This is a genomic window from Sphingomonas dokdonensis, from assembly GCF_002197685.1.
Lineage (GTDB): Bacteria > Pseudomonadota > Alphaproteobacteria > Sphingomonadales > Sphingomonadaceae > Sphingomonas > Sphingomonas dokdonensis.
This window is the reverse complement of sequence record NZ_NBBI01000001.1, coordinates 677,500-689,779: the sequence shown is the minus strand read 5'-3', so window position 1 is coordinate 689,779 and position 12,280 is coordinate 677,500. Positions and strand designations below refer to the sequence as shown.

At 66.7% G+C, this 12,280-nt stretch carries 10 protein-coding genes; 8 read left to right on the top strand and 2 right to left on the bottom strand.

Features of this window, described 5'->3' with window-relative positions:
- From SPDO_RS03195 to SPDO_RS03160, 8 genes are all read left to right on the top strand, one after another.
- Nucleotides 1-1,224, top strand: a complete 1,224-nt coding sequence (locus SPDO_RS03195; protein WP_088365959.1) for a serine hydrolase domain-containing protein — start codon at nucleotides 1-3, stop codon at nucleotides 1,222-1,224.
- A 60-nt stretch (nucleotides 1,225-1,284) separates the two neighbouring features.
- Nucleotides 1,285-3,318, top strand: a complete 2,034-nt coding sequence (locus SPDO_RS03190) for a 3-hydroxyacyl-CoA dehydrogenase NAD-binding domain-containing protein (RefSeq protein WP_088365958.1) — start codon at nucleotides 1,285-1,287, stop codon at nucleotides 3,316-3,318.
- Between the two features lie 105 nt (nucleotides 3,319-3,423).
- Nucleotides 3,424-4,746 carry an amidase family protein gene (locus tag SPDO_RS03185; RefSeq protein WP_088365957.1) on the top strand — a complete coding sequence of 441 codons (1,323 nt, stop codon included), beginning with the start codon at nucleotides 3,424-3,426 and terminating at the stop codon, nucleotides 4,744-4,746.
- Entirely contained in the window at nucleotides 4,743-5,147 is a 405-nt protein-coding gene (locus tag SPDO_RS03180; RefSeq protein ID WP_088365956.1) for a VOC family protein, read from the top strand. The genes SPDO_RS03185 and SPDO_RS03180 overlap by 4 nt, the downstream gene beginning before the upstream one ends.
- Nucleotides 5,144-6,328: an acyl-CoA dehydrogenase family protein gene (locus SPDO_RS03175; protein WP_088365955.1), complete on the top strand. Its 1,185-nt coding sequence runs from the start codon at nucleotides 5,144-5,146 to the stop codon at nucleotides 6,326-6,328. The genes SPDO_RS03180 and SPDO_RS03175 overlap by 4 nt, the downstream gene beginning before the upstream one ends.
- 134 nt (nucleotides 6,329-6,462) lie before the next feature.
- Entirely contained in the window at nucleotides 6,463-7,590 is a 1,128-nt protein-coding gene (locus SPDO_RS03170; protein ID WP_088365954.1) for an acyl-CoA dehydrogenase family protein, read from the top strand.
- 88 nt (nucleotides 7,591-7,678) lie between these two features.
- Nucleotides 7,679-8,566, top strand: coding sequence for an acyl-CoA thioesterase (locus SPDO_RS03165; RefSeq protein ID WP_088365953.1), 888 nt, complete (start codon nucleotides 7,679-7,681; stop codon nucleotides 8,564-8,566).
- Between the two features lie 101 nt (nucleotides 8,567-8,667).
- Nucleotides 8,668-10,503, top strand: a complete 1,836-nt coding sequence (locus SPDO_RS03160) for a DUF885 domain-containing protein (RefSeq protein WP_088365952.1) — start codon at nucleotides 8,668-8,670, stop codon at nucleotides 10,501-10,503.
- 123 nt (nucleotides 10,504-10,626) lie between these two features.
- Here the strand turns inward: SPDO_RS03160 and SPDO_RS03155 are convergent, their stop codons facing one another.
- Both SPDO_RS03155 and SPDO_RS03150 read right to left on the bottom strand, forming a co-directional pair.
- Nucleotides 10,627-11,424 (bottom strand): SDR family NAD(P)-dependent oxidoreductase, encoded by a 798-nt coding sequence (locus tag SPDO_RS03155; protein WP_088365951.1) that lies wholly within the window; start codon nucleotides 11,422-11,424, stop codon nucleotides 10,627-10,629.
- Between the two features lie 27 nt (nucleotides 11,425-11,451).
- Complete coding sequence (locus tag SPDO_RS03150; RefSeq protein WP_088365950.1) at nucleotides 11,452-12,216, bottom strand: SDR family NAD(P)-dependent oxidoreductase; 765 nt, start codon at nucleotides 12,214-12,216, stop codon at nucleotides 11,452-11,454.
- Between the last annotated feature and the right edge of the window lie 64 nt (nucleotides 12,217-12,280).

Below are 12,280 nucleotides of genomic sequence, written 5' to 3'. Positions count from 1 at the left end.
ATGAAGATCGCATCACCGAAGAAGCACGGGTTTGATGGCGAGCGCCTTGCCGCGATCGATACGTTCCTGAAAGAACGGTACCTCGATTCGGGCGAGTTCCCGCACACCCAGCTTCTGGTGTCGCGCGATGGCGAGATCGTGCACTTTTCCTCGCAGGGCAAAGCGCGCGAGGGCGGCGCGGCGACGATCGACGACGGCAGCATGTTCCGTATCGCCTCCATGACGAAACCGATCACGTCGGTGGCGTTCATGATGCTTGTGGAGGAGTGCAAGGTCGCGCTCGATACGCCGGTCCATCACGTCCTGCCCGAGTTCAAGAAGCTGGGCGTGTACGCCGGCGGCGGCGCGGGCGTGCCGTTCATGACGCGGCCGACCGACGAACCAATGCGCATGGTTGACCTGCTGCGCCACACCTCCGGCCTCACCTACGGTTTCCAGAACCGTTCCAACATCGATGCCGCGCATCGCGAGCTGAAGCTCGAGAATTGGCACGGCAATCACGATCTCGACGGTTTTGTCGCCGAATTGGGCAAGCTGCCGCTGGAATTCTCGCCGGGGACGAGCTGGAACTATTCGGTGTCGACCGACGTGCTGGGCGCCGTCGTGCAGCGCGTGTCGGGCATGTCGCTGCCCGAATTTTTCGAACAACGCATTTTCAAGCCGCTGGGCATGAACGACACCGGCTTTACCGTGCCGAGCGAGAAGCTCGACCGGCTCGTGGACTGCTACACGCTGGTGCCGGGCAAGGGCCGCGTGATGTTCGACCGGGCCGAGGAGAGCATGTGGTCCAAGCCGTTCACGCTGGTATCCGGCGGCGGCGGGCTCGTTTCCACCGCGCTGGATTATAACCGCTTCTGCCAGATGTGCCTCAATGGCGGCACGCTCGACGGCGTGCGCATCCTCGGCCGCAAGACGATCCAGCTGATGACGCAGAACCATCTGCCGAACGGCGCCGATCTGTCGGCCATGTCGAAGTCGCTGTTCAGCGAGACGCAGAATGCCGGCACCGGCTTCGGCCTGGGCTTTGCCGTGACGATCGACACTGCCCGCTCGATGATGCCGGGGAGCGTCGGCGAATATTATTGGGGCGGCATGTTCTCGACCGCCTTTTTCATCGATCCGGTCGAACGGCTGTCCATGGTGTTCATGACGCAGCTGTCGCCGAGCATGATCTATCCCATCCGGCGCGAACTCAAGACGATGATCTATTCCGCGCTTAACTGAACGCTACGGTCCGGGCCCTTCCGGCTCTTACCGCCACCTGGAATTGGAGACGATTGCACAATGACTTCCCCCGTCCGTTTCGAGCGCCACGACGATGTCCTCGTCATCATTTCCGATTCCCCGCCGGTCAACGCGCTGGGCGCTGGCGTGCGCGATGGGCTGAACGAGGGTGTCAGCATGGGGATCAACGATCCCGCCATCAAGGCGATGGTGATCCGCTGTGACGGCAAAACCTTCTTCGCCGGCGCGGACATCACCGAGTTCGGCAAGCCGCCTAAGGGCGCGTCGCTGCAGGACGTGATCGTGATGATGGATTCGAGCGAAAAGCCGATCGTCGCCGCGATCCACGGCACGGCGCTCGGCGGCGGCTGCGAGGTCGCGCTCGCCTGCCATTATCGCGTGGCGGTACCATCGGCGGTGATGGGCCTGCCGGAGGTGAAGCTCGGCCTGCTGCCCGGTGCTGGCGGCACGCAGCGCCTGCCGCGAATCGTCGGCGTGAAGGCGGCGATCGAGATGGTTGCGATCGGCGATCCGATCCCGGCGAAGAAGGCGGCCGAGGTCGGGCTGGTCGACCGCGTGGTTGGCGAGGACTCGCTGGAGGCGGACGCGATCGCCTTTGCGCGCGAGATCGCCGACAAGAAGCCGATCCCGCGCGTGCGCGACAAGACGGTCGCGCCGGACCCGCAGGCGGTCGAGGAATTCAAGAAGAAGCATGGTCGCCGAATGCGCGGCTTCGATGCACCCGCCGCCAACATCGCTTGCGTCGTCGCAGCCAGCGAGCTGCCGTTCGATGAGGGCCTGAAGTTCGAGCGCACCGAGTTCGTCAAGCTGATGGAGGGCACCCAATCCGCCGCGCAGCGCCACTTGTTCTTCGCCGAGCGCCAGGCCGCGAAAATCGACGACGTCGATCCGAAGACGACGCAGCTGCGCCCGATCAACAAGGTCGGCGTGATCGGCGCCGGCACGATGGGCGGCGGTATTTCGATGAACTTCCTGTCGGCAGGCATCGCCGTCACCATCGTCGAGATGCAGCAGGACGCGCTCGATCGCGGCACCGGCGTGATGCGCAAGAATTACGAGGCGTCGGCCGCCAAGGGCCGGATCAAGCCCGATGCGCCGGAAAAGGCGATGGGCCTGCTCACCCCGACGCTCAGCCTCGATGACCTCGCCGACTGCGATCTCATCATCGAGGCGGTGTATGAGAATATGGACGTCAAGAAGGAGCTGTTCACCAAGCTCGACGCCATTGCTAAGCCCGGCGCGATCCTGGCGTCGAACACCAGCTATCTCAACGTCGACGAGATCGCCGCGGTGACGAAGCGTCCCGAGGACGTGGTCGGCATGCACTTCTTCTCACCCGCCAACGTCATGCGCCTGCTCGAAGTGGTGCGCGGCGAGAAGACCGCCAAGGACGTGCTCGCCACCGTCATGGCGCTTGCCAAGAAGATCAAGAAGGTCGCGGTGGTCGCCGGCGTCTGCCACGGCTTCATTGGCAATCGCATGCTGAGCCCGCGCCAGATCGAGGCGAACAAGCTCCTCATGGAAGGCGCGACCCCGCAGCAGATCGACAAGGTCCACACCGACTTCGGCATGCCGATGGGCCCGTTCCAGATGGCCGACCTCGCCGGCGTCGACATCGGCTGGCACCGCGATCCGAGCCGGATCGAGAGCATCCGCGATGCACTCGCCGCCGAGGGCCGCTGGGGCCAGAAGAAGGGCGCGGGCTATTACGATTACGACGAGAAGCGCAACGCCACGCCGAGCCCGCGCGCGCTCGAGATCATCGAGGAGTTCCGCGCCAAATCGAACCTGCCCAAGCGCGAGATCACCGATCAGGAGATCGTCGAGCGTACTTTGTACCCGATGGTCAACGAAGGCGCGCTGATCCTCGAAGAGGGCAAGGCCCAGCGCGCCAGCGACGTGGATGTCGTCTGGATCATGGGCTATGGCTGGCCGGTCTATCGCGGCGGCCCGATGTTCTGGGCGCAGAACGAAGTCGGCCTGAAGAAGGTCGTCGAAGGTCTTGAAAAGCATAAGTTCAAGGTCGCCGAGAGCCTGAAGACCGCCGCCGAGTCTGGCAGCGCGCTGAAGTGACCGCAACGTGCCCCGCCCTGCCCGCCGCTACGTGGTGCCGCCTCCCCGCTTGTGCGGCTGGCGTGCTCGCGCGCGCCGGTCAGGCGGGCACAGGAGCCTCCGGCCATGACTGAGCGCACCGCCCTCCAGACTGCCGCGGCGGTCCGCTCCGGCGCCACCACGGCGCTGGCGGAAACAGAGGCGGCGATCGCCCGGATCGAGGAACGCGACGGGCCGCTCAACGCCATCGTGGTGCGTGATTTCGATCGCGCCCGCGCCGCCGCTGCCGCGCTCGACGCGCGCATCGCGGGCGGGTTCGATGGCCCGCTGCTCGGCGTGCCGATGACGATCAAGGAAAGCTACGACGTCGCCGGCCTGCCGACCACCTTCGGCTTTGCCGAGCATCGCGATTTCATCGCTGGCGAAGACGCGGTCACCGTTCGCCGGCTGAAGGCGGCCGGCGCGATCATCCTGGGCAAGACCAACGTGCCCCCGGCCTTGTCCGATCTCCAGTCCGACAATCCGGTCTATGGCCGCACCAACAATGCGGTGAACCCCGATCGGGTCGCCGGCGGATCGTCCGGCGGATCGGCGGTGGCGCTTGCCGCCGGGATGGTCCCGTTAGAATTCGGTTCCGACATCGGCGGCTCGATCCGCGTCCCCGCCGCCTTCAACGGCGTGTGGGGGCACAAGACCACCTGGGGTGTCATTCCTACCGAGGGCCATACCATGCCCGGCACCGATGGGGCGCGCACCGTCCTGTCGGTGCTCGGCCCGATGGCGCGCGACGCTGACGATCTCGAAACGGCGCTCGGCGTCGTGGCCGATCACCCGCTCGCGCCGGCACGGCGCCACGGCAGCGAGTGGCGCTTCCTGCTCCTCACCAACCATCCGATGGCCAAGGTGCAGCAGTCCATCGTCGATGCGCTCGAAGGGGTGGCAAACGCGCTGCGCGAAACCGGGGCCACCGTCGACACCGATAGCGATCTCCTGCCCGATCTCGAACGCCAGCACGCCGGCTATTGGCAGATGCTGAACATCGCCATGTCGCGCCGTGCGCCACGTCCCGACGGCGAGGCGGCCCCCGCGCTCGAACCATGGCTCGACCTCCACGACGAACAGGCGCGCAACCAGCGCCAGTGGCGTCGCCTGTTCGAAACCTATGATGCGGTGATCGCTCCCACCGTCGGCATGACGGCCTTCCCGCACGATCCGACGCCGCTGGCCACGCGTCGCCTGTCGATCGATGGCGCGGACACGCAGTTCTTTCATCAGTTCGTCTTTCCCGGCCTCGCCACCTTCCCGATGCTGCCCGCCACCAGCGTGCCGATCGGCAAGGATGCCGACGGGCTGCCGATCGGCGTCCAGGTGATTGCGGACCTCTACGCCGACCGTACCGCCATCGCCGCGGCGCGCGACATCCACGATGCGGCAGGAGACGCGCGATGACGGTCGGACGCATCATCTTCACCAAGCTCGTCGTCGAGGATTTGCCGCGCGCCGTCGCCTTCTACGGCGAGGCGTTCGGCTTCACCGAGCGCAACCGCATCGTGCTGCCGGGCCTGGAGGAAGTGCTGATCGGCCTTCCCGACGACCCCTTCACGCTCGTCCTCTACCACCACACCGACGGCCGCACGCTGGTGCGCGGGGACAATCACGGGCCGCTCGGCCTCTCGACCCGCGACATCCACGCTGCCTGGGATCGCGCGATCGCCGCCGGTGGCATCGCCGTTCGCCCGCCGGAGGATCTCCCCGGCATGCGCATCGCCTTCCTCGACGATCCGGAAGGCCACACCATCGAACTCATCCAACATCTGCGCGAGAAGACCCGCGAAGGAGCAAGCGAATGACCGATCTTGATCAGTTCCGCGCCGAGACGCGCGCGTGGCTCGAGGCGAACTGCCCGCCCGAGATGCGCGAGCCGATCCGCAGCGAAAAAGACAGCGTCTGGGGTGGCCGCGACCAGAGCGCCATGACCCCGGCGCAGAAGCAGTGGATGGATGCCATGGGCGCCAAGGGCTGGACCGTGCCCGATTGGCCCAAGGAATATGGCGGCGGCGGCCTGACGGCCGCCGAAACCAAGATCCTGCGCGAGGAAATGGCGAAGCTGCGGTGCCGCAACCCGCTGTCCTCCTTCGGCATCTCGATGCTCGGGCCGGCGCTGCTGAAATACGGCACCGAAGAGCAGAAGAAGGAGCATCTGCCCAAGATCGCGCGCGGCGAGATCCGCTGGTGCCAGGGCTATTCGGAGCCGAACGCCGGCTCCGACCTCGCCAGCCTCGCAACGAGCGCGGAGGACAAGGGCGATCACTTCCTGGTCAACGGGCAGAAGGTGTGGACCAGCTACGCCAATCATGCCGACTGGATCTTCTGCCTCGTCCGGACGGACAAGACCAACAAGCACAACGGCATCAGCTTCGTTCTGTTCGATATGCAGACGCCGGGCGTCTCGACCAAGCCGATCCTGCTGATCAGCGGCTATTCGCCCTTCTGCGAAACCTTCTTCGACAATGTGAAGGTGCCCAAGGAAAACCTGGTCGGCGAGCTCAACAAGGGCTGGGACGTCGCCAAGTATCTGCTCGGGCACGAGCGCGAGATGATCTCGAACATGGGCCTTGGCGGCGGGGGCAAGAACCCGCTGATCGACGGCGCGATTGCGACCGTCGGCCTCGATCACGACGGCCGCCTCGCCGATCCGCTGCTGCGGGCCAAGATCGCCGAGTTCGAGGTCCGCTCCAAGGCGTTCGCCGCCCAGTCCGAACGCTTCATTGACGAATTGAAGGCCGGCCGTGCGCACCCTGCCCAACCGTCGATGATGAAGTACTACGGGACCGAGCTGAACAAGTCGCGGCACGAGCTGCTGATGGCATCGGGCGGCTCGAACAACCTTGAATGGGAAAGCGAGCGGTCGCGCGGCGGTGCACCGGCCCGCGACTGGCTGCGCACCAAGGCGAACTCGATTGAGGGCGGCACCAGCGAGGTACAGCTCAACATCATTTCGAAGCGCATCCTGGAGCTGCCGGGCGCGTGATCGGCTCGCCCTTCCTGCGGGGAGGGCGCGCTCGCCAGACGATGAACGGGAAGCAGGTGGCGCTCACTCTGGCCGGCCGCCGCTTCCCACCTCCCCCGGCGCGCATCTGCGCCGGGGCGTAAAAGGGACCAACGATGCCTCTTTTTCTGAACGAAGATCAGACCATGCTGCGCGACACCGCGCGCGATTTCGTGGCGGATTCCGCCCCCGTCAGCCACATGCGCAAATTGCGGGACGACAAGGATCAGACCGGCTTCTCGCGCGACCTGTGGAAGCAGTTCGCCGACATGGGCTTCACCGGCATCCTGATCGACGAGGCGCAGGGCGGGCTCGGTCTCGGCCATGTCGAGGCGGGCATCGTGCTGGAAGAGATCGGCCGCAACCTGTCGCCATCGCCGTTCCTTCAGACCGCCGTTGCCGCCGTCGAGGCGCTGAAGGGCACGCCGCATGCGGACCGCTGGTTCCCCGGGATCGTTGCCGGTGAGACGGTCGCCGCGCTGGCGATCGACGAAGGCGCCAAGTTCCGCAACGCCGTTGCGATGAAGGCCGAGCGGTCTGGCAACGGCTTCAAACTGACCGGTGCCAAGCAGTTCGTCCAGCATGGCCATGTCGCCGACGTGCTGATCGTCGCTGCCCGGACGGCCGGCGCGGCCGACGACGAACAGGGCGTCACGCTGTTCGCCGTGCCGAAGGATGCCGCGGGCATGACCGCCACGGGCGAACGGCTGACCGACGCCAGCATCGCTGCCCGCATCGAGTTCGACGGGGTCGAGGTCGATGCCGATGCGGTGATCGGCGAGGTCGATGCGGGGCGCACGCCGCTCGGCCGCCTGCTGCGCGCCGGCCAGGTCGGCGCCGCCGCCGAGATGCTGGGCGTCGGCACGGGCGCGATGGACATGACCGTCGGCTATCTGAAGGAGCGCAAGCAGTTCGGCACGCTGATCGGCACCTTCCAGGCGCTCCAGCACCGCGCCGCGCATCTCTACAGCGAGATGGAAGTGGCGCGCGCCGCCGTGCTGAAGGCTCAGCAACTGCTCGACGCGGGCGATGACAAGGCCGACAGCGCCGTCTCGGTCGCCAAGGCGATGACCGGGCTCGCCACGATGCTCAGCGTGCAGGAAGGCGTTCAGATGCACGGCGGCATCGGCATGACCGACGAATATGACATCGGTTTCTACATGAAGCGCCAGCGCGTCCTCGCCGAACTGTTCGGTGACGCGAACTTCCACGCCGATCGCCTCGCCAAGGCAGCCGGCTACTGAGCGACCGAGCGCCCCTGTCGAACGGCAGGGGCGCCTTTACCAATCGCACCGCAAGCGCCCGGGGATCACTGCGGGTGCGGGAGCACCGATGACCGACATACCCAGCCCCGAAGCGCTCGCCGCCGACCTCGTCGACCTTCTCGATGTGGAGGAGATCGACACCGATCTGTACCGCGGGCGTCGATCAAAGGGCGGTGTCGGCCGCGTGTTCGGTGGGCAGGTGATCGCACAGGCGCTGCAGGCGGCGCAGCGCTCCACCGACGAGCCCAAGATCGCGCATTCGCTGCACGCCTATTTCATGCGGCCGGGCGACGAAAATTTTCCGATCATCTACCGCGTGGTGCGCGATTTCGAAGGCCGCAGCTTCGCCACCCGGCGGGTCATCGCCATGCAGCGCGGCGCGCCGATCCTTAATCTCGCCTGCTCGCTGCAGGCGCCGGAGGAGGGCTTTCACCACCAGGACGAGATGCCGGACGTGCCCGCGCCGGAAACGCTGCCGACCGAGGCGGAGTTGCGTGCCAAGGACGCCGTGAACCTGCCCGAGCGGCAACGCCGGATGGTCACCCGCCCGCGCCCGATCGAGATCCGCCCGGTGTACCCGCGCAAGTGGTTCAACCCGACGCCGACCGATCCGATCCAGCACAGCTGGTTTCGCGTGGTCGCGCCGATCGGTGACGATCCCGCCATGCACCGCGCGATCCTTTCCTATGCGTCGGACATGGCGCTGCTCGGTACCTGCATGTTGCCGCATGGCGTCAACTGGACGACGCCGGGCTTTCAGAGTGCCAGCCTGGACCATTCGATCTGGCTGCACGAGCCGTTCCGCGCCGATCAATGGCTGCTTTACGCCACCCATAGCCCATGGGCCGGCCACGCGCGCGGCATGAACCACGGCAAGATCTTCACCCAGGACGGGCGGCTGGTGGCGAGCGTCGCACAGGAGGGCTTGATCCGGCAGCGCACGCCCAAGGAATAGCGACGCACCCGCCGGCGACGCCCCGGCGGGGTGACGGTGTAAGGGGTGACGGGGGCTTGGCCGCGCGGTAGCGTCGCCTTCGAAACCATCGAAAGTCCCGCATGACCAATCGTCGTGAGTTCCTGGCCGGCACTGCCGCCGTCACCGCCGCCGCTGCCCTGCCCGCCCGCGCTGCCACCTCGGTCGCCACGCCGGCCGATGCTCAGGCGCTCGCCCTGCTCGACCGTCAGGCCGACGCGCTGCTCAGCGCGTATCCCGAAAGCGCCGCCTATCTCGGCATTGACACCGGGAAGCGTGCCGCGCTGAAGGCGAAGCTGACCGATCGCAGCATAGCCGCCGAGGCCACGCGGCGCGCCGGCGCCGAACGGCGGCTTGCCGAACTCACCCGCGTCGATCGTGCCGCGCTCTCGCCGGCGGTCGCCACCCATGTGGATACGGTCGCCGCGGCGCACCGCATCGCACTCGACGGCTGGCGCCGCATGCCGGTGGGCGACATGGCGTTCCTGTCGAACAACAATTATCGCTCCACTCCCTATGTCGTGACGCAGGGCAATGGGGCCTTTGTCGACACGCCCGACCTGCTCGAGAACAAGCATAACGTTGCGACGCGCGCCGATGCGGAGGCGTATCTTTCGCGGCTGGAGGCGTATGCGGTCCAGCTTGCCGACGAAACCGAGCGGCTGCGCGCCGATGCGGGCAAGGACGTCCTGCTGCCCGCCGCCTTCAACCAGATCACCGTCGCCCAGCTACGCGCCGGCGCCGCCCAGCCGGCGGCCGAACAGGGCATGATCCGCAGCTTTGCCGAAAAGCTCGGCAAAGCGAAGCTGTCGGGCGACTGGGCTGCCCGCGCCGCCACCATCGTCGACCGCCGGATCACCCCCGCGCTCGCCGCGCAGGCCGACACGCTCGCAAGTTTCCTCCCGCGCGCGCCGAAAGACGCCGGCATGTGGCACCTGCCCGACGCCGCGGATCGCTATGCGTGGCTCGCCGAGGCTGCCACCACGACCGAGCGGACGCCCGACGAGATCCACGCCTCGGGCCTCGAACAATGCCGCGCCTATGCCGCCGAGCTCGATCCGCTGCTCCGCGCGCAGGGCCTGTCGCAGGGCACGCCGGGCGAACGGCTGGCGGCGCTCGGCAAGAGGCCGGACCTGCTCTACGCGAACACCGATGCGGGGCGTGCCGAGCTGCTCGCGTATCTCAACACCGTGGTGGCGAAGCTGCGCCCGCGCCTGCCGCGTGCGTTCACCAAGCTGGTTCGCGGCAATCTGGTCATCAAGCGGGTGCCGCCCGCGATCCAGAATGGCGCGCCAAACGGCTATGCTGGTCCCGGCGCGATCGACGGTTCGACGCCCGGCATCTACTACATCAACCTGCGCGATACGGCGAACTGGCCACGCTTCGAACTTGCCACGCTGACCTTCCATGAAGGCATCCCCGGCCATATCTGGCAGGGCGAATACACCTTCGATCTGCCGCTGATCCGCACGCTGTTGGGCTTCAACGCCTATTCGGAAGGCTGGGGCCTGTACGCGGAGCAGATCGGCGACGAGCTCGGTTTCTACGAAGGCGATCCGCTTGGCCGCATCGGCTATCTGCAATCGATGAACTTTCGCGCCGCGCGGCTGGTGGTCGACACCGGCCTCCATCACAAGCGCTGGACCATCGATCAGGCGATCCGCTGGCTGATGGCGGCGACCGGCTACACCGAGAGCCGCGCGCGATCGGAGATCAACCGTTATTGCATCTGGCCGAGTCAGGCGCTCGGCTACAAGACCGGGCATAACGAGATCAATCGCCTACGCGATGCGGCCAAGGCGAAGCTCGGCGGCAAGTTCGACGTGCGCGGCTTCAACACCGCGGTCGTGCAGGCGGGCGGCATGCCGCTCGGCGTGCTCGGCACGGTCGTGGACCGCTGGACGGCGAGCGTGGCTTAACCCGACGGGGCATGTCGCGCCGACTGACCGCACGCCGAGCTCTGGCAAGCCTTAGCCGGTTCGCGCAATCGGGTAGCGGTTCCAGCCTTCATGGCGCCGGAACCGCTACCCGCCCGCTACGTCTCAGGCGGAGGTGCGGCCGTATTCCTGCTTGGTCACCGGATGGCTCGACGATAGCCCGCCGTCGACGGCGATCGCCTGGCCGTTGACGTAGCTGGCGTCCTCGCTCGCCAGGAACAGCGCGACGCGGGCCAGTTCCTCCGGCGCCGCGCCACGGCGCAACGGGTTGAGCCGTCCCACGCGGTCGATCTTGCCCGCCTCGCGCGCATAGTCGAACACCGATTGCGTCATGCCCGTTTCGGTAAGGCCGGGGCAGATGGCGTTCACGCGCACGTTCGACCCCGACAATTGCTGCGCCGACACCTGCGCCAGGTTGATGACGCCAGCCTTGCTCGCCGAATAAGCCGGCGATCCCGCGCCCGAGCGGATGCCGGCGACACTGGCGGTCAGGATGATTGCGCCCTGTCCCCGCTCGGCGATGCGCGGCGCGGCATGCTTGATCGCGAGGAACGGCCCGATCAGGTTGACGCGCAATACCTCGGTGATCAGCGACACGTCGGTATCGAAGATGTTGGCCATGCCGCCCGAGATGCCGGCGTTGGCGAACATCACGTCCAGCCCGCCGAACTTGTCGCAGGCGAGCGCGATCGTGCGGACCACATCCTCTTCGTTGCCGGCGTCCATGTCCACGCCATGCGCGGTGCCGCCGGCGTCACGGATCGCCGCTGCCGTCGCCTCCGCGCCCTTCTTGTCGGCGGCGATCACCTGCCCGCCCTCGGCCGCGAACAGCGTCGCGGCAGCGCGGCCGATGCCTGACCCTGCGCCGGTGACGATGATCGATTTGCCGGTGAACCTTGCCATTATCTTCTCCCTCGCTCGCGCCGACGATCAGATCGTCACGCCGCCGTCGATCACCATCGTCTGCCCGGTCATGAAGCCGCTGGCCTTGGACGCCAGGAACACCACCGCGCCGGCGATCTCCTCGGGCTCACCGATGCGGCGCAGCGGCGTGCCCTTGTTGCGCTCGGCAACGGCAGCTTCATCCTCCCACAGCGCCTTGGCGAAATCGGTTTTGATGAGGCCCGGCGCGATGCAGTTCACACGGATGCCGTGCGGGCCATATTCGTGCGCCAGATTGCGCGCGAGCTGCATGTCGGCGGCCTTGCTGATGCAATAGGCGCCGATCACCGTCGACCCGCGCAGGCCGCCGATCGAGGAGACGATCACGATCGAGCCTTCTCCGCGCTCCTTCATCTCGGGCGCAACCATGGTGATGAGCCAGTGATTGGACAGGATGTTGTTGTCGAGGATCTTGCGGAACTGCTCGTCCGCGATCCCCTCCTGCGGGCCGTAATAGGGATTGGACGCCGCATTGCAGACCAGGCAGTCGATCCGGCCGAACGCGCGTCGGCTTTCGTCGATCAAATGCTGCAACGCCGCCTTGTCGGAAATGTTGGCGGCGATCGCCATCGCCGTGCCCGCGCCAAACTGTTCGTTGATCTCCGCTGCCACCGCATCGCACGCGTCCTGCTTGCGACTGGAGATCACCACCTTGGCACCCTGCTCGGCGCAAGCGATCGCGCTCGCCTTGCCGATGCCCCGGGTGGATCCGGTAATGACGACGACCTTGCCGGCCAGATCGAACAGATTCATCTTACTCCCTCTCCCCACGTGTGGGGAGAGGGCTGTGGAGAGGGGCAGTCAAAAGCCGCACCTC